Below are 18,028 nucleotides of genomic sequence, written 5' to 3' on the forward strand. Positions count from 1 at the left end.
GAACGGGCCGCCGCCGCGCGAGGGCAGTGGCTTCAGGCTTGTGCCGGGAATCGCCGAACGCGGCACCGCGCGCGAGGGCAACGGGCTTCGGACTTTTGCGTCCCGGAAGTTGTCGAACACGCCGCCGTGCGATGGCACCCGGCTTCGCGTTTTCACGTACCGGATCCTACTGCGCCGCTTCCAGCCGCAACTGCTCCGCACGGCGTTCGCCGAGATACCGCGTGATCGAGCGCCGTACCAGGTACAGCAGCGGAATCATCAGCACGGCGGCCAGCATCTTGTAGCCGTAGTTGACCGTGCTGACCGCAAGGAACAGCGATGTTGGCCAGTGCTGCGGCCCGAGCACGAATGCGATGTAGAGGACGACGAAGCTGTCGACGAGCTGCGACACGGCGGTCGACCCGGTTGCCCGCAACCACACATGCTTTTCGCCAGTGACGTCGCGGATGCGATGGAAGACGGCCACGTCGATCAGCTGTCCGACGATGAAGGCGACCAGCGAGCCACCGATGGTCCACAGGCCTTGCCCGAACACGGCGGCGAAGGCGGCCTGGTAATCGGCGACGCCCTGCGACTCGGCGGCCTTGATCCACCAACCCGCCGGGGCGAGCGAGATCGCCGCGAAGGCGAAAAGGAATCCGTAGACGATCAGTCCGGCTGCGAGCCAGGAGATCAGGCGCACGCCGCGGCGACCGTAGAACTCGTTGACGACGTCGGTCATCAGGAACACCACCGGCCACAGCAGCGTGCCGGCGGTGAAGGACAATGATCCGCTCTGGCCGAAGAGATTCCATTGCAACGGGGCGATGCCGAGCGTGTCTTCGAGCGCGAAGATCTTGACGCCAATGAATTCGGCCAGCACCGCGTTCACGCAGAAGAACGCGGCGAGGATGACGAAGAGGCGCAGGGCGCGATCGTCGAGGAGGCGCGAGGTGGGGATGGAAGGGAGCGGAATGTGGGTGGTGTCGTTCATGCGTGGCTTCCTTCCTGCAGGGACGTCGTCGCCTTCAGGCGGTAGTTTGTCATCGTCGGCCGCCCCCGCGGCATCTGCATCCACGCACGGATTCAATTCGCGGGCGGGCGCGGCGGCGAGAACGGGATCGAATCCGGCGATACCGCCCCGCCGGAGATGATGAAGCTCATCGCCTGGTCCACCGTCCAGTCGGTCGGAGTGATCTTTTCCACCGGCACGATTTCGAGATATCCCGATGTCGGATTCGGCGTGGTCGGCACGTAGACGGCGGCGAGTTCGCGACCGGTGCCGTTTTCATGCATCACCTTGGTGACGAAACCGAGCGTTTTCATCTCGGTATGCGGGAAGTCGATCAGTACCACGCGCTGGGTGCCGTCCGGCTTGGTCTGCAGGATGTCCAGCAACTGGCGTGCGCTGCCGTAGATGGTGCTCGCCAGCGGAATGCGGCGAATCAGCGACTCGAACCAGCGCAGCACACGTTGCCCGATCACGATTCGGGCCATGACGCCGGAAAACAGGATGACCGCCAGGGTTGCCAGCAGGGCGAGCGCCGTCTGCACCCACGGCTGCGCAACCCAGCCGAGCGCCTGCGGCGACACCCTGGCGAGATTGCTCAGCAGCGGACCGATCAGCGGGCGGCTGATGTCCGACAGCAGGACGAAGACGAACTTGATCACCACCCAGGTCAACCAGATCGGCAGCAGGGTGAGCAGCCCGGTAACGAAGAGGCGCTGGAAGCTGGGGCGGGCAGGGGCGGTCATGCGGCGCATTGTAGGCGTTGCAGCGACTCACCCAGGCCGGGAATGACGCGTTATTGCAGATCGCGAACGAGCCGGAAGCCCACGTCGTCATAGCCCCGGTTCGCCAGCAGTGGGCGTTGCGCGGTCGAATTCCGCCACGACTTGCCACTCGCTACCCGGCGCGTGCAGCCCGATGCGCAGTCGCGTGACCACAGCGAGACGGCGCGGTTGCCTGATTGCGCGGGCGTGCCGCTCGCCTCTGCGCTGGTGGGCAGGCGCCATTGCTGGCCGGTGCGACGGCTGTACCAGCTCGCATAGGCCTCGGCGTCCTGGAGCGACACGCAGACGACGGGTTCGTCTTCCTTCTGGAAGAAGCCTGGCGAACGCCAGTCGCGCGGCGCGATCACGCGCAGGAACGACGCGCGTTCGCGGCACAGCGATGGCGTACGCCGCGTTGCTTCGACGAAGCGCGCGTAGTCGGAGCGCGATACCGCCACGCGATTCACCGCGACGGCGCCTTCGCTGCCCGCGCGGAGGACTCCGCCTTCGGGAAGGACGGCACCCATGCGCGGCATCTTCTGCACACGGCTGGCGAAGTCCGCGCCCAGTTGCGGCGCCAGGCCGAAGTCGGTGACCAGCTGCACGGTGCGCTGCGCGGTATCGTGGTCGTAGCGCTTCGCAGCACTGTCGAAGCGGGATTTCACCGCGGTTTCGACCTTCCCGCGCAGGCGCAGCCAGGCGGGAGAAGCCGCGGTGCCGGTCTGCTGCGCCAACGAAGTCGCCATCGCGTACACCTCGCGGGCACGCGCGTCATTGCCGTCGCGGATCTGCGTGGCGATCGTGCCCGCGAATGCGTCGGTGAGATCTTCGACGACCGTGAGCACTTCCGCGTTCGTCGCGTCGGCATTCCAGGCTTCCAGCACGCTGGTGTAGGCGTTGGCGCCGATCGGCGCGGTGAGCTGTCCCGCGGCAATGCGGCTGCGCGCGGTAGTGATCGCTGCGCGCGCGGGCGAATCCGCTAGCGGCTTGAGCATCGCCGTGGTGACTTCGTTGTGCGCGGAGATCGTCGCGGCGTCGGCGGCGCTTTCCGGCGTGGCATCGGGAGTGTTGCGGCGGGAAAGGTACTCCGCGCCCAGCACACCGATCCCGATGAAGGCGAGCAGGGCGCAAACCGCCCAGATGGGTTTTGCATACTGCTGCAATGGTGCGAGCCGATGCAGGCGATCGCGCAGCGCGGGCAGCAGGCTGCGCTGCATGACCGACTCGATGCCCGCTCGCATCTGCGCGGCATCCTCGAAGCGCTGCGACGGCTGCTTCGCCAGCGCGCGATTCATGAAATGCTGCCAGTGCGCGAGGTGCGCCGGCAGCTTCGGAATCGGGTCCTGTGCGTGCATGACCGCCATCGACAGCGCGTCCTGCGCCTCGAACGGCAACCGGCCGGTCAGCATTTCCCAGATCAGCACGCCCAGCGCGTACAGGTCGGCGCGGCCGTCGACGACTTCGCCGCGCGCCTGTTCCGGTGCCATGTACGCCGTGCTGCCCACCGCAAGGCCCGTCGCGGTCATCCGCGCGCCGCCCCAGTCCTTGCGCAGCGCGATGCCGAAGTCGGCGAGCAGCGGACGGTCGGCGTCGTCGAAGAGGACGTTCTCGGCCTTCACGTCGCGATGGACGATGTTGCGCGAATGCGCGTAGCCCAGCACCGACAGCAAGGTGTTGGCGATCTCGACGACGCGCCGTTCGCTCTTGCTGTAGTCGCGCTGGCCCAGGTGTCCGCGCGCCATGTACGGCATCGCGTAGTAGGGCAGGCCTTCGACCGTGCGCCCGACTTCGTAGATGCGCACGACGTGCGGGTGCTCGAGGCGAGCGATCGTGCGCACCTCGTTCTCGAAGCGGCGGCGGCTGACCTCGTCGGCGAGCGCCTGCGGCGACATCACCTTGACCGCGACATCGCGGCCCAGCGTGTGCTGGCGCGCGAGATACACGGTCGACATGCCGCCGTGGTTGATCATGCGCAGCAATCGATAACCGGCAATGTCCGGCAATGGAATGCCGTCGTCGTGTCTCGGCTCTTCAGCCATGTTCCGCGCCCCCTGTGGCGCAGCAAGCATACCGTGCACCTGCAATCATTGCGTTCGTTGTCGCGCCTTCCGCATTCCGTTCCGGAACGATGGCGAGCGGAATGTGATCACCGTCCACGAATTCACCTGGGGGCGCTTTTGGGCGCCGACGCGTAATGGTGGTGCAGCAGTCGTTGCGGCAGCGTGGAGTGCCGCGAGCGGGGCACTCAGGCGTCGAGCGGCGCACTGGCGTCCGGCATCGCGCGTGTTGGTGTGTTCGCGTTCTCGATACGACTGCGTTTTCGCCGCACGTAGAGCTGCTTGCGGACGCGCGCGACAACCTCGCCGGAGGCATCGACAACGTCCGTTTCGAACCAGCGCAGGTGCTTGGCGCCCCCCGCCGTCGCCTCGCGCAGTTCATCGAGGATGGTGTCGTCCAGCCTGAAGCCCGCATGGACGGTGCCCCGGCCCGGTGTCAGGAATTCGATCGTGCCCGCCTGGTCCCAGACAATGTAATCGCTGCCCAGCGCATGCAGGGTCAGCAGCATCCAGAACGGATCGGTCATCGCAAACAGGCTGCCGCCGAAGTGCACGCCGACGTAGTTGCGATTCCACGGACGGGAGCGCAATTCGACCCGTGCGCTGCGCCAGTCGGATGCGATGTCGGTGACGCGGATGCCGTTGCACAGGAACGGCGGCCATAGATTGAGGATCCGGCGCAGCGTGCCGGCACTGATTTGGTTCTTCATCGCGTACGCCGTGGGGAAAGCGGGCACAGCTTCCCATACGCTTGCGTACAGTCAAGCGCTGGGCGGTTGCCGGCAGCGACGACTCAGAACAGCAGCGACGACATCCTGCGGCGGTAGGTGCCGACCAGATCCTCGTCCTCGACGATGCGGAAGGCATCGATCAACGACTTGCGCGGCAGCCCGTCCTCGAAGCCGCGGTCGCGACGCAGCATCTCGATGAACTGCTCCAGCCCGGCCTGCGACTCGCCGGCGACGATGCGCTGCACGCCCAGCAGGTGGCGTGCGCGCAGGTCGTCGGGATTGCTGGCGATCGCGGCTTCGAGCACTTCCACCGGCGGCGCATTGTCGAGCAGAGCCGCGAAGCCCAGGCGCGAACGCGCGCGCACGGCACGGTCGTCGTGCGCGAGGTTGGCAGGGAGGGCATCGAGCAGTTGCTCGGCCTCGTGCGCGGCGCCGGTCTTCAACAGCGCGACCGCGAGATCCAGCTTCAGGTTGTCGTCGTCGGGATGAGTCGCGACTTCGCTGCGCAGGCGCACCACTTCGGCGTGCGGATCGATGACCGGCGCTTCGGTTTCCGGCGCTTCCTGTGCCGGAGCGGCGGCGGCCGGTTCGATGCCATGGTGCTTGAGGAATTCGCGCAGCTGGCCTTCCGGCAGCGCGCCGGGGAATCCATCGACGAGCTGCCCGCCCTTGACCAGGAACACGGTCGGAATCGAGCGCACCTGGAACGCGGCGCCGAGCTCCTGCTCCTTGTCGACGTCGACCTTGGCCAGCACGAAGGCACCGTTGTATTCGCCCGCGAGTTTTTCGAGGATCGGCCCAAGGGTCTTGCACGGCCCGCACCACTCGGCCCAGAAGTCCACGAGCACCGGCGTTTCCAGCGACTTCTGCAGGACATCGGCTTCGAAGTTGGCCGTAGTGGCATCGAAGACGTGCGGTTTGGCGGTGTCGGTGGTCATCTTCAGGTCGGCTCGTGAACGATGGCGGCGAGATGGGGGCGGAAGCCGCGGGACGCAAGCTCGGCACGGGCGGCACGCTAGCATGTGGGCATGAAAAGCCTGGTTTCCCTGCTTTCCCGGCATGCGGCGCTGGCCGCGATGCTGCTCTTCGCCGGAACGGCCGTGTTCGCGGGCCGTATCGACGGCTACTCGCATGCGCAGCATCCGTTGGCGCTGCTGGGCGCGAGTCCATTGCCCCACGCGTGGATCTTCAACCTGCTGGCGTTCGTGGTGCCCGGCCTGCTGCTCGCATGGGGTGCCTTGCGTTTGCGCGAAGCCTTGCCTGCGGGCGCGGATGGAACGACGCCCTGGAGCGGCCGGGTCGGAGCACAGCTAATGCTGGTTTCCGCGTTGGCGTTCGCGGCGCAGGGCGTGTTGCCGCTCGATGCCGGCGACCTCGAAGGCGTCCGCAGCGCACGCCATGCCGCGGCGTGGATGGTGTGGTGGATCGCCTTTGCCGCCGGTGGGTTGTTGCTCGCGCTGGGACTGCGCGGCCACGTCCTGCGGTGGCGCGGGATCGCCGCCAGTTCGCTGTTGGCGGCGCTCCTGTTGCCCGTGCTGGCGCTGTTGCTGCCGATGCTGGTTCCGGCTGGCAGCGCGCAAAGACTGGCGTTCGCCCTCTGGTTTCTCTGGGCGTTGCAGACGGCCCGCGTCGTGAACCGCGTCCTTCAGCCGTAGCGGATCTTCAGTGCCAGGATCGTCGACGACAGCGCGAGCGTGACGATGTTCGACAGGATCATCGGCCACGACATCAGTACCAGGCCATAGACGAGCCAGAACGCGACGCCCACGGTGAACATCACGTACATCCCGAGCGAGATGCTGTGCGTCTCCTTCGTGCGGATGGTCCTGACCGCCTGCGGGATGAACGAGAACGTGGTCAGCGCCGCCGCGACGAAGCCGGCCCATTCGCCATTCATCGCGCGCCGTCCGGCTGCGCGGGCGACCTGTAAACCGTGCCGTCCTTCATCACGAAATCGACCTTGAGCACCGCGTTGATGTCCTCGAGCGGATTGCCCGGCACGGCGACGATGTCCGCGCGCTTGCCGGGTTCGATCACGCCCTGGTCGTCGGCGCCGAGCACCTGCGCGGCGTTGATGGTCGCGGCCTGCAGGGCGAAGGACGCCGGCATTCCGGCTTCGACCATGTAGACGAATTCGCGCGCGTTGTCGCCGTGCGGCCCGACGCCCATGTCGGTGCCGAAGGCGATCTTCACGCCGTTGCGGTAGGCCTTGCCGGCGGTGTCCTGGATCTGCGCGCCGACGCGCGCGGCCTTCGGGCGGATGATGTCGGGGAAGTAGCCGTCGATCTTCGCCTTGTCCGCGACGAAGCGGCCCGCGTAGATGGTCGGCACGTACCAGGTGCCTTTCTGCTTCATCAGCGACATCACTTCGTCGCTCATGTAGGTGCCGTGTTCGATCGAAGTCACGCCGCCGAGCACGGCGCGCTTCATGCCTTCGGTACCGTGCGCGTGCGCGGCGACCTTGTAGCCGTAGTCCTTCGCGGTATCGACGACCGCCTTGATCTCGTCCACGGTGAATTGCGGCGCGTCCGCGGATTTCGCGTACGACAGCACGCCGCCGGTCGCGGTGATCTTGATGACGTCGCTGCCGTCCTTGTAGCGCTGGCGTACGGCCTGGCGCGCGTCGTCGACGGAATTCACCACGCCCTCGGTGGGGCCGGGCGGGCCGATCAGGTGCGACAGTTCGGCGTTGTAGCCGTTGGTGGGATCGGCGTGGCCGCCGGTGGTGCCGATCGCGGTGCCCGCAGCCCAGATGCGCGGTCCGTCCACCAGCCCCTGGTTGATCGCGTCGCGCAGATGCAGCGTTACTTCGCCGCCGAGGTCGCGCACGCTGGTGAAGCCGGCGAGCAGTGTCTTCTTCGCATAGCCCACGGAGCGGAAGGCGAAATCGGTGGCGTCGAGGCGGAATTCCTCTTCGTACGACTTCGGGCTGCTTTCCCCCGCGAGGTGCACATGCAGGTCGGTCCAGCCGGGCGTGCAGGTATGGCCAGCGAGGTCGATGGACTGCGCGCCGGGAACCGCCGCGTGGCCGGCGAGCACTTCGGCGACCTTGCCATCGCGCACGATCACGGTGCGGTCGTCGATCACGTGGCCGGCGCGCGAATCGAAGAGTTTCCCGCAGTGCAGCGCCACGGGGCTGGCTGCATGTGCCTGCAGCGGGAAGCAGAGGATGGACAGCGCAGCGAAGGCGAGACGGTTCATGGGTACGGTCCGGGCGGCGAAGGCGCGATTCTTAGCACGGTCCGCCGCCCGCCCGTAGCGCGCGGGTGCACGGAAGCGCCGTCCGGGCGAAATCCGGCAAAGCTGCCGGTAGCGGCGGTGGCGCGGACCGCCGCCGTCCTGTCGCAGCATGACGGCCATGCTGCGCTGCGGTAGGCTTTCGGGTCTTTCCTGTCCAGCGCCATTGACCGTGTCCAGCGAAGCCGTCCAGTCCGATCATGCCCCCGACCAGCCGGCCGCCTCCGACCCGCGGGCCTACGAGCCGCAAGCCGTCGAGGCGTCCGCGCAGCGCTTCTGGACCGGCAACCGGGCTTTCGAGGTCGACGAGGACTCGGCCAAGCCCAAGTACTACTGCCTGTCGATGCTGCCGTACCCATCGGGCGCGCTGCACATGGGCCACGTGCGCAACTACACCATCGGCGACGTCATCAGCCGCTACAAGCGCATGAGCGGGCACAACGTGCTGCAGCCGATGGGCTGGGACGCGTTCGGGCTGCCGGCGGAAAACGCCGCGATCAAGAACAACACCGCACCGGCGAAATGGACCTACGCCAACATCGCGCACATGAAGGCGCAGTTGCAGCAGATGGGCTACGCGATCGACTGGTCGCGCGAATTCGCCACCTGCCAGCCTTCGTACTATGTGCACGAGCAGCGCATGTTCGTGCGGCTGATGAAGCAGGGCCTGGCGTATCGCAAGAATTCGGTCGTGAACTGGGACCCGGTCGACCAGACCGTGCTCGCCAACGAGCAGGTGATCGATGGCCGTGGCTGGCGCACCGGCGCGCTGGTCGAGAAGCGCGAAATTCCGCAGTGGTTCCTCAAGATCACCGACTACGCCCAGGAACTGCTGGACGGCCTCGACACGCTTCCGGGCTGGCCGGAGGCGGTCAAGACGATGCAGCGCAACTGGATCGGCCGCAGCGAGGGGCTGGAGATCCGCTTCGACGTGGTCGATGGCAACGGCAACGCAGTCGAACCACTAACAGTCTTCACCACGCGACCCGACACGCTGATGGGCGTGACCTTCGTTTCGATCGCCGCCGAGCATCCGCTCGCGCAGTTCTCCGCGAATGGCGACCCTGATCTCGCCGAATTCATCGCCGACCTGCACAAAGGCGGCGTATCCGAAGCCGAACTCGAGACGCAGGTGAAGCGTGGCCGCGACACCGGCCTGCGCGCGATCCATCCGCTCACCGGCGAACAGCTGCCTATCTACGTCGCCAACTTCGTGCTGATGAATTACGGCACCGGCGCGGTGATGGCCGTGCCGGGGCATGACGAGCGCGACTGGGAATTCGCGAAGGCCTACCAGCTGCCGATCACGATGGTGATCGTGCCGGTGCAGGTGCGCGATGCGATCGACGAGATCACCCGCGACGTCGAGCGCCATGGCGATGCGATGAGCACCGCGTTGGGCGAAGGCGCTGCAATCGACGCGTACGACACCGGCGCGGCGGTGCAGGTGGTCGAGGAATTCGAGCGCCGCATCGCGGAAGAGGGTGCGTATACCGAGCGCGGCTTCCTGGTGAATTCGGGCGAACTCGACGGCATGGAGTACCAACAGGCCTTCGACACGCTCGCCGCCCGCTTTGAAGCCGAGGGTCGCGGCCAGCGCCGCGTCAATTACCGCCTGCGCGACTGGGGCGTAAGCCGCCAGCGCTACTGGGGTTGTCCGATCCCGGTGATCCTGTGCGCGAAATGCGGCGACGTGCCAGTACCGGAAGAACAGCTGCCGGTCGTGCTGCCGGAGGATGTGGCGTTCAGCGGCGTCACCTCGCCGATCAAGGCCGATCCGGAATGGCGCAAGACCACCTGTCCGAGGTGCGGCGGCGCGGCCGAACGCGAAACCGACACCTTCGACACCTTCATGGAATCGAGCTGGTACTACGCGCGCTACACCTCGCCGGGCGCCGCGCAGCAGGTCGATGAACGCGCGAAGTACTGGACGCCGGTCGACCAGTACATCGGCGGCATCGAGCACGCGATCCTGCATCTGCTGTATTTCCGCTTCTACCACAAGCTGTTGCGCGACCAGGGCTTCGTGGCTTCCGACGAACCCGCGATCAACCTGCTGTGCCAGGGCATGGTGATCGCCGAGACGTTCTATCGCGAGAACACGGACGGTTCGAAGGACTGGTTCAATCCCGCCGACGTCGAAGTAGAGAAGGACGCGCGCGGCCACATCACCGGCGCGAAGCTGAAGTCGGACGGCCAGCCCGTGCGCATCGGCGGCACCGAGAAGATGTCGAAGTCGAAGAACAACGGCGTCGACCCGCAGCTGATGGTCGGCAAGTTCGGTGCGGATACGGTGCGTCTGTTCTCGATGTTCGCCGCGCCACCCGAACAGTCGCTGGAATGGAACGAGGCCGGTGTCGAAGGCATGGCGCGCTTCCTGCGCCGCTTCTGGCGTGAAGTGCTGACACACGTGTCGCAGCCGGATCATCCTGAAGTCGATGCGTCGCAACTCGATGCTGCGCAGAAGACCCTGCGCCGCCAGCTGCACGAGACGATCCAGAAGGTCGGCGACGACTACGGCCGCCGCCACAGCTTCAACACCGCGATCGCCGCATTGATGGAGCTGCTCAACCACGTGCAGAAGTTCGGCGACATGAGCGACATGGGTCGCGCCGTGCGCCACGAGGCGCTGCAGGCGATGGTGCTGCTGCTCAACCCGGTGACGCCGCACGTTTGCCATGCGCTGTGGCAGGCGCTGGGCCATCCGGAAACGCTGCTCGAAGACGTGCCGTTCCCGGCCGCCGATCCTACTGCGCTGGTCCGTGATGCCGTCACCTTGGCGGTGCAGGTCAACGGCAAGCTGCGCGGCACCATCGAGGTGCCGGTGAATGTCTCGAAGGAAGAGGCCGAGCGTCTTGCGCTGGCCGAACCGGGCGTCGCGCAGTTCGTCTCCGGGCATGTGGTCAAGAAGGTGATCGTGGTGCCGGGGAAGATCGTCAATATCGTGGTGGGTTGACGTTGCTGGATTGCGATCGGCAGTGTTGGCTGCTGGCTGAGTTGGTGTTGCCGTTGCTCGTGATTCCCGCGAAAGCGGAATCCAGTGCCTTCGCTTTTGTTCGCGGACACTGGAGTAGCTGAAAAGCAGAGTCACTGGATTCCCGCTTTCGCGGGAATGACGAGCGGGAGGGGAGCCAAGGGCAAGGCCAGGGGGCGGGAATCTTTCTCTCGCCAATCCCTTCCTCGCACTACCCTCCATCCGCCACGACAATGGCCGGATGACGCCCATCCTCTACTGCCACCCCGATTCCGGTTTCAGCTACAAGGTCGCCCTCGCAATCGTGCTGCTCGGAATCGACTTCGAACAACGCCACATCGCCATCTGGAAACCGCGCCACGAACGCTCGCAGGAATTCCAGTCCGTCTCCGCGCATGGCGAAGTGCCGGTCCTGCTGATCGACGGCCACGTGCTGTGCCAGTCGAATGCAATCCTCGATTACTTCGCACGCCGCGAACGCCGCCTCGATGGCCGCGACGAGAAGACGCAACTGCGCGTTCGCGAATGGCTGTCATGGGAAGCCAATCGCATCAGCCTCAACGTCTCGCATGCGCGTTTCGGCCGGCGCTGGGGGGCGTACCACCCGGCAGTGCTCGCATGGTACGACCGCCGTTCGCACGATGACCTCGACCGCATGGAGCTGCAGTTCGCCGCGACGCCGTTCCTCACCGGGAACGATCCAAACATCGCCGACGTCGCCTGCTGCAGCTATCTGTTCTTCACCGGCGAAGGCATCGAAGGCGAGGGCGACGGCATTGCCTGGGCCGACGCTGCCGGCATCGACCTGACGCACTGGCCCCGCGTGCACGACTGGCTGGGCCGCATGGCGGAGCTTCCCGGCTTCCGCACGCCGCAGCAGCTGTTCGCCGGACACGAAGCCATCTACTGACCTGACGGGTTGCCGCGCGGATTCGGGTCTATGATCGCGGCGCCGGTCCGCGGCAGTCATCCGGCCGTCGCCACCGTCCATTTCGACCAGTGGGAGGAAGACCGATGCGAGTGATCCTTGCGGCCATCGTGGGTGGCCTGTTGCTGTTCCTGTGGGGCTTCGTCGCGCACACGTTGTTGCCATTCTCGGAAAAGGCGATGAAGCCGGTTCCGAACGAAGCCGCCGTGATCGAATCCCTGCGCGGGAACGTCACCGAGGACGGCGTGTATTTCATTCCGTACATGAACTACATGAAGGCGAGCGAGGCCGACCAGAAGGCGTTCGCCGAAAAGCTGGCCACCGGACCCAGCGGACTGCTCGTGCTGCGCACGAAGCACGACATGGACATGATTCCCGAGCTGCCCAACGAGGCGGCGAGCAACCTGATCGCGGCGCTGGTGGTCGCGTTCGTGGTTTCCGGCCTGGGCATCCGCGGCTATGGCGCGCGGGTCCGCACGATCTTCGCGTTCGGCGTGGTGGCGTGGCTGTCGATCTCGGTGTCGCAATGGACCTGGTACGGCTTCAGCAACGCGTTCCTGATCAGCGATCTCGTCGACCAGTGGGGTGGATGGTTGCTGGCAGGGCTCGGCATGGCGGCAATCCTCAAGCCAACGCGCTGACAGCACCTGTCTCACAAGGATGGAAGCGCGGGACGGCCACGGGCCGTCCCGCGCGTGCCTGAACGAGCCGGCTTGCCGCCTGCGCCGGCCTCGTCCAGACTTCCCGCATGATTCGTCGCAGCCTGCCCATCGTCCTCGCACTGGCCCTCGCGCTGGTCCTTTCCGCCTGCGGCTTCCATCTTCGCGATGCATTGGTGTTGCCGAACGATCTTGGTCCGGTGCGCGTGGCGTCCACCGATCGTTACAGCCCCCTGCCGGATTCGTTGACGCGCTCGATCCAGCGTGCAGGCGCGCAGATCGCGGGGCCTGACGACGCCACCGCCACCGTGATCGACCTTTTGTCGGAGCGCTGGGGTAATACGCCCATCAGCGTCGACCAGTTCGGCCGCGCGCAGGAATACAGCCTGCGTTACGCCGTCGTCTTCGAAGTACGCCGCGCCGACGGAACCAAGGCTGTGCCAAGGCAGGCGGTGGAACTCTCACGGGATTATGTGTCCAGTCCGACGGATTCGATCGGTGAGGAAAGCGAGCGCGACCTCCTCGAGAAGGAGCTGCGCCGCGAGATGGCGGCTTCGATCATCCGTCGCCTGAATGCCGTCGCACGCACCGGTGGCGCTGCACCCACGCCGGAATCGCGCCTGGACGAACCAGTAGCCGAAGACGCCGCGAAAGCCGCGCTCGAAGCCGCCGACGCCAACCCGCCGCCGGACGAACCCGCGCCCGACGAACCGGCCCCGGCCAACCCGCCGCAGCCGCGCTGATCCAACGTACGACGAAACAAGCGTTGATGGAACTCAAGCCGGAGCAGCTCGCAACGCAGGTGCAGGCAGGCCCGTTGCGTCCCGCCTACCTGATCGCCGGCGCGGAGCCACTGCGCGTGCTGGAAGCCGCCGACGCCGTACGCGCCGCCGCGCGCGCGCAGGGGATCAGCGAACGCGAGATCTTCGAAGCCGAAGGCAACCAGCGCGAACCCGACTGGTCGGCAATGGAAGCCAGCTTCCACGCTCCCAGCCTGTTCGCGAGCCGCCGCCTCTTCGAAGTGCGCCTGCCCACCGGCAAGCCCGGCACCGAAGGCGCGCGCGTCATCAGCGAGTTCTGCTCGAATCCACCCAGCGACATCAGCCTGCTGGTGACCGCGGGCGAATGGAGCAGGCAGCATGGCGGCAAGTGGAGCGAGGCGATCGCGCGCATCGGTTCGATCGCGGTGGCCTGGCCGATCAAGCCGCACGAGCTGCCCGACTGGATCGAAAGCCGCCTGCGTTCGCGCGGACTCCGGGCCGATCGCGGCGCGGTGCAACTGCTCGCCGATCGCGTCGAGGGCAACCTGCTCGCCGCGGCGCAGGAAATCGAGAAGCTGAAGCTGTTGTCGGATGGCGACATCCTCGATGTGGCGCGCATGGAAGACCTGGTCGCCGACGCCGCGCGCTTCGATGTATTCCGCCTGATCGACGCCGCGATGAACGGTCACGGCGCGCAGGTGTCGCGCATGATCCGGGGCCTGCGTGGCGAGGGCGAAGCAGTGCCGGCGCTGCTCGGCATGGTGATCAAGGAAATCCAGACCGCTTCGGCGCTCTCGCGCGCGAGCAATCTTTCCAACGCGTTCAAGGCGCAACGGATCTGGGATTCGAAGCAACCGATGTATCGCCGCGCGCTGCAGCGGCACGATGCGCAGCGATGGGATGCCTTCCTGGCGCAGGCCGGTCGCGTCGACGGCATCGCGAAGGGGCGCCCGCGTCGCGGACAGGAACCCGAAGACGCCTGGGTCGCGCTGGAACGATTGCTGCTCGCCGTCGCCGAACCGCGCGCTTCGCGGCTGCTGGCGGTGCGTGGATGATGCCGAAACCGTGACGCTGCGGGTCTGCTACGGCGGCACCTTCGATCCCGTACATAACGGACATCTCGCCGTCGCGCGGGCCGCGCGCGATGCATCGGGCGCGCAGGTATTCCTGCTGCCGGCCGCCGATCCGCCACACAAGGGGCCGACCCATGCGAGCGCGCAACAGCGCGCACGCATGCTTGATCTCGCGCTTGCCGGCGAAACCGGTCTGAAGGTCGACCGTCGCGAGCTGTATCGCGAGGGTCCGTCCTACACCATCGACACGTTGCTGGAGCTGCGCCACGAACTCGGCGACGAATTGCCGCTTGCGTGGCTCGTCGGCGGCGACTCCCTCAGCCAGCTGCACACCTGGCATCGCTGGCGCGAACTGTTCGCGCACGCGCATATCCTTGCGGTGCAGAGGCCTGGATCGCATATCGATCCGGAATCGCTCGCTCGCATCGCACCGCTGGTCGGGGCCGAAGTCGCGGCGCGCTGGCGTACGCTGGACGCGTTGCAGGCATCACCGGCAGGTGGCCTTGCGGTGCTGCCCATGGAGGAGTTGCGTCCCGAATCCTCGACTGAATTGCGCCGTCGCATCGCCGCCGCCTACAGCGACTGGCACGAATGGGTGCCGCCGTCCGTCGCCAGCTACATCGACCGTCACGATTTGTACTCGACACCCGGACCAGACTCGGGTTCCCTATAATTCACGGCAATCCCGGAGAGTTTCGCCCTTGACCAGCCAAGCCCAAGTCATCAAGACCCGCCTCCCCAACCCGCCACCGCCGGCCGAAGCCCTGCTCAGGACGGTCCACTCCGCGGTCGAAGAGCTGAAAGCACGGGATGTGGTCGAGATCGACGTACGCGGCAAGAGCAGCGTCACCGACTTCATGGTGATCGCGTCGGGCACCTCCACCCGCCATGTGAAGTCGATTGCCGACGAAGTGGTGAAGTTCGCCAAGAACCTCGACGTCCAGCCGCTTGGCGTGGAAGGCGAGCGCGAGGCCGAATGGGTGCTGGTCGATCTCGGCGACGTCGTGGTCCACGTGATGCTCCCGCGCGTGCGCGAGTTCTACGCGCTGGAGCGGCTGTGGACGGTGGGCGACCAGCCGCCCTCGCGACACGAGGCCGACGACTTCGAAGGCGAGACGGGCGCGGAAAGCCGCTTCTGAGTTGATCGCGAATGCTAAAGAGAAACGGCGCCCTGGAGGCGCCGTTCTTTTTTACGAATGGCAACGGACGTTTATGCACATCGAGGCTTAGCGGAAGTAGTCGTGACGGTTGATCCCGTCGAAGCTCCCGCCGCTCAGGCAGCAACGCTTGAAACGACCTCCCTGATCCGCAGGGGCAGGGATCGTTGCGGCCGAGCTTTTCGGTGAGCTCTTTCTCGCCGTGGACAAAATCTGCGGCCCTTCCCGACGTTGGTCTCGGACGGGAACCCCTTGCGTCGTTTGCTCGTTATCTCAAAAGGACGCCTGTTCGTGGTCGTGGCGTTTCATGGGACACCTCCTGCCCGGAAAGGGCGCGGCATTCTAGCCGCATCGCGCGATCGTCTTTGCGCCCGCCCCGTTGCTGGAGGGAACACCTGCAGTTCATGCCGCATGTATCTCAAAGCGGACCATTCAACCATGGCCCGGTGATCGCAACCGTAATACCCGGCGTCTGGATGTTGACGAACAGCGTGCGGCCATCCGGGCTCCAGCAGGCGCCGCAGAATTCGCTGTCGCGGTAATCGCCTTCCGCGATCTGCTTGTCGGCTCCCGCGATCTGCGTATCCGTCAGTTCCACGTTGTTCTTGACCAGGTAGAACGGCTCGCCCGCACGGGTCAGGCCGACCAGGCGCGTACCGGGGCCGTATTCATCGGGGCTGCCCGAAGGCGCCGCGTCCGGGTCCTCGCACAGCACCACGCCGCCGCGCGGGCTGACCGTGATGTTGTCGGGATTGTGCGCGGCGCTCTGGTCGCCGCTGACGAACAGTGCGCTCATGCGTTGTGTCGCCAGGTCGAGCACCCACACCGCACCGAAGCCGCGACCGCGACGGCCGCGCGCATCCACGCCTGTGCTCGTATCGACAATGAACATCCTGCCGTTCGCATGGAAGATGCCTTCGCCGCGGCTCATGCGCAGCGCGCCGTTGCTCCAGCCCTGCGCGAACGGACCACTGAGGGTGTCGCCGCCGCTGACATCAGGGAATCCGGCCGGTGCGGCGATCGAATCCAGGTCCGGGTCAGCCACATCCACCCATTCCAGTTCGAACTCGTCGCCGATGTTCGCAGTGACGAGATCCATGTTCGGGCGTCCGCGCACGCGCGCTGTCTGCAGGCGACCACCGTTTTCCAGCGAACCCGGGCGACCGGCGCGATCGTTGGGAATAAAGCGGTAGAAGCCGGATTTGTTGCGATCGTCTTCGGTCAGATAGAGGTAACCGGTGCGCGGATCGATCGCGACGGCTTCATGGCTGAAGCGACCGAGCGCCACCAGCGGACGCCCCGTGGTCTGCTGCGCATCCGGATGCACTTCGAAGACGTAGCCGTGCTTGCGGCCATCGCCCGACACCGCGTTCGACTTGATCTCCTCGCAGCTCAGCCACGTGCCCCACGGCGTGAGGCCGCCGGCGCAGTTGACGACCGTGCCGGCAAGACTCGCTTCCACCGACAGCCAGCGGCCATCGCGATAACGCAACGTGGTGGTGCCGCCACCGGCAAGCTGGCCATCGGCCGTGATCGCGCCGCGGTCGTAAGTGCCCGGAGCGAGGATCTGTGTGTTGCTGTTGCCGATTTCGTGGTTGCGGATGAGCACCAGTTCGGAACCGTGGCCGTTGCCACGCCCGTTGCGGGCGACGCCGAGCGCTGCGCCCTGGTTGCGCATCACCGCCATGCCATCGTGGCGCGGCGGCACCGGATGGCCATCGGCCATGCGGTCGCCGGTCCAGGCGAACGAGCGGTAGCTGAAACCGGGCGGAAGCTGCAGCAGGGACAGGCCGGTGCTCTGGTCGGCGACCGGGGCGAGCGAACCATACGGACTGGCAACGGGCGCGGTCCATGCAGCACTGGTCGCGGCACGCGCCTGGCGCGAATACAACGCACCAAGGCTGCCGATGGCGCCCATTGCCATCGCGGCGGCGGAGCCCTTGAGAACCTGGCGGCGGGAGAGATCGGTACCGGACATCTGCAACTCCTGCGGGCTTGGGGGAAGGCCGCAGGCTAGGAACGGTGCATAACCGGAAGATGACGTTTCGATGTCATCGCGCGCGGACGTGATTGCCGGCACGTTCGTTACCATGGCGCGATGAAAGCGAAGCTCATCGCCGTCGGCGAACGCGCGCCGCGCTGGGTCGCCGAGGGTTTCGGCGAATACCAGAAGCGTCTGTCACACTGGTTGCCGCTGGATCTCGTCGAAATCGAGCCCGGGCTGCGCGGCAAAGGTCGCGATGCCGCGCGGGCGACGCAGGACGAAGGCGCGCGCGTGCTCGCGGCATTGCCGAAACAGGCCACGGTGGTGGCTCTGGAGGGACGCGGGAGGACGTGGTCGTCCGAGCAACTCGCGCAGCGCCTCGAACACTGGCGTGGACAGGGACGCGATCTGGCGTTCCTGATCGGTGGCCCGGAAGGACATTCGCCTGAGGTGATCGCCCGTGCCGACGAGCAGTGGTCACTGGGTCCGCTGACACTGCCGCACATGCTGGTGCGGCTGGTGCTCGCGGAGCAGCTTTATCGTGCGGCTGCGCTTTTGGCGAATCATCCATATCACCGGGCTTGAGCGCTCGCGTTTCCTTCGCCCTCCGGGAGACGGTGCACGCAGCGTCTGACGCTTCAGCAGAAGCACCTTAGGGCGTGAGGGTTCGCGTGGACTGCAGGCTGCTTCCGTGGACGATGAAAGTTGTTGGCTT

The 18,028-nt window shown here is 66.2% G+C and carries 17 protein-coding genes; 9 read left to right on the forward strand and 8 right to left on the reverse strand.

The genetic code is table 11. From position 1 onward, the window contains the following. Window positions 1–166 precede the first annotated feature (166 nt). The 5 genes from ASD14_RS04590 to trxA form a co-directional block, all read right to left on the reverse strand. The gene (locus ASD14_RS04590; RefSeq protein ID WP_200947039.1) at window positions 167–940 is read right to left on the reverse strand and encodes a queuosine precursor transporter; all 774 of its coding nucleotides are present in this window, start codon (window positions 938–940) and stop codon (window positions 167–169) included. A 125-nt stretch (window positions 941–1,065) separates the two neighbouring features. Continuing rightward, window positions 1,066–1,743, reverse strand: a complete 678-nt coding sequence (locus ASD14_RS04595; protein ID WP_056129717.1) for a DUF502 domain-containing protein — start codon at window positions 1,741–1,743, stop codon at window positions 1,066–1,068. A 41-nt stretch (window positions 1,744–1,784) separates the two neighbouring features. Then, window positions 1,785–3,791, reverse strand: a complete 2,007-nt coding sequence (locus tag ASD14_RS04600) for a bifunctional serine/threonine-protein kinase/formylglycine-generating enzyme family protein (protein WP_056129720.1) — start codon at window positions 3,789–3,791, stop codon at window positions 1,785–1,787. A gap of 206 nt (window positions 3,792–3,997) precedes the next feature. Continuing rightward, window positions 3,998–4,519, reverse strand: a complete 522-nt coding sequence (locus tag ASD14_RS04605) for a DUF4442 domain-containing protein (protein ID WP_082538744.1) — start codon at window positions 4,517–4,519, stop codon at window positions 3,998–4,000. An 83-nt stretch (window positions 4,520–4,602) separates the two neighbouring features. Further along, entirely contained in the window at window positions 4,603–5,478 is an 876-nt protein-coding gene (trxA, locus tag ASD14_RS04610; RefSeq protein ID WP_056129723.1) for a thioredoxin, read from the reverse strand. Between the two features lie 90 nt (window positions 5,479–5,568). Here trxA and ASD14_RS04615 point away from each other — a divergent pair, with 90 nt between their 5' ends. Beyond that, window positions 5,569–6,195, forward strand: a complete 627-nt coding sequence (locus ASD14_RS04615; RefSeq protein WP_056129725.1) for a DUF998 domain-containing protein — start codon at window positions 5,569–5,571, stop codon at window positions 6,193–6,195. Here the strand turns inward: ASD14_RS04615 and ASD14_RS04620 are convergent. Next, entirely contained in the window at window positions 6,186–6,437 is a 252-nt protein-coding gene (locus ASD14_RS04620) for a SemiSWEET transporter (protein WP_056129727.1), read from the reverse strand. The genes ASD14_RS04615 and ASD14_RS04620 overlap by 10 nt on opposite strands. Next, window positions 6,434–7,741 carry an amidohydrolase family protein gene (locus ASD14_RS04625; protein ID WP_056129730.1) on the reverse strand — a complete coding sequence of 436 codons (1,308 nt, stop codon included), beginning with the start codon at window positions 7,739–7,741 and terminating at the stop codon, window positions 6,434–6,436. The genes ASD14_RS04620 and ASD14_RS04625 overlap by 4 nt, the downstream gene beginning before the upstream one ends. A gap of 208 nt (window positions 7,742–7,949) precedes the next feature. Here ASD14_RS04625 and leuS point away from each other — a divergent pair, with 208 nt between their 5' ends. The 7 genes from leuS (at window position 7,950) to rsfS (ending at window position 15,311) form a co-directional block, all read left to right on the forward strand. Continuing rightward, window positions 7,950–10,733, forward strand: coding sequence for a leucine--tRNA ligase (leuS, locus tag ASD14_RS04630; RefSeq protein ID WP_056132089.1), 2,784 nt, complete (start codon window positions 7,950–7,952; stop codon window positions 10,731–10,733). Between the two features lie 259 nt (window positions 10,734–10,992). Continuing rightward, the gene (locus tag ASD14_RS04635) at window positions 10,993–11,661 is read left to right on the forward strand and encodes a glutathione S-transferase family protein (RefSeq protein WP_056129733.1); all 669 of its coding nucleotides are present in this window, start codon (window positions 10,993–10,995) and stop codon (window positions 11,659–11,661) included. A gap of 104 nt (window positions 11,662–11,765) precedes the next feature. After that, window positions 11,766–12,320, forward strand: coding sequence for a hypothetical protein (locus ASD14_RS04640; protein ID WP_157475089.1), 555 nt, complete (start codon window positions 11,766–11,768; stop codon window positions 12,318–12,320). A gap of 107 nt (window positions 12,321–12,427) precedes the next feature. Next, complete coding sequence (lptE, locus tag ASD14_RS04645) at window positions 12,428–13,081, forward strand: LPS assembly lipoprotein LptE (RefSeq protein ID WP_082538745.1); 654 nt, start codon at window positions 12,428–12,430, stop codon at window positions 13,079–13,081. Between the two features lie 26 nt (window positions 13,082–13,107). Next, window positions 13,108–14,154, forward strand: coding sequence for a DNA polymerase III subunit delta (holA, locus tag ASD14_RS04650; RefSeq protein WP_056129742.1), 1,047 nt, complete (start codon window positions 13,108–13,110; stop codon window positions 14,152–14,154). 10 nt (window positions 14,155–14,164) lie between these two features. After that, entirely contained in the window at window positions 14,165–14,845 is a 681-nt protein-coding gene (gene nadD / locus ASD14_RS04655) for a nicotinate-nucleotide adenylyltransferase (RefSeq protein ID WP_056132091.1), read from the forward strand. Between the two features lie 28 nt (window positions 14,846–14,873). Continuing rightward, a complete protein-coding gene (gene rsfS, locus ASD14_RS04660; RefSeq protein ID WP_056129745.1) occupies window positions 14,874–15,311 on the forward strand; it encodes a ribosome silencing factor in 438 nt (145 codons plus the stop codon). Between the two features lie 436 nt (window positions 15,312–15,747). On the opposite strand, the gene ASD14_RS04665 is transcribed toward rsfS, so the two are convergent. Further along, window positions 15,748–17,307: an alkaline phosphatase PhoX gene (locus ASD14_RS04665; RefSeq protein ID WP_056132095.1), complete on the reverse strand. Its 1,560-nt coding sequence runs from the start codon at window positions 17,305–17,307 to the stop codon at window positions 15,748–15,750. Between the two features lie 120 nt (window positions 17,308–17,427). Between ASD14_RS04665 and rlmH the strand changes: the two genes are divergently transcribed. Further along, window positions 17,428–17,898, forward strand: a complete 471-nt coding sequence (gene rlmH / locus ASD14_RS04670; protein WP_056129747.1) for a 23S rRNA (pseudouridine(1915)-N(3))-methyltransferase RlmH — start codon at window positions 17,428–17,430, stop codon at window positions 17,896–17,898. Window positions 17,899–18,028 lie beyond the last annotated feature (130 nt).

Source organism: Lysobacter sp. Root494 (genome assembly GCF_001427225.1).
Taxonomy (GTDB): domain Bacteria; phylum Pseudomonadota; class Gammaproteobacteria; order Xanthomonadales; family Xanthomonadaceae; genus Agrilutibacter.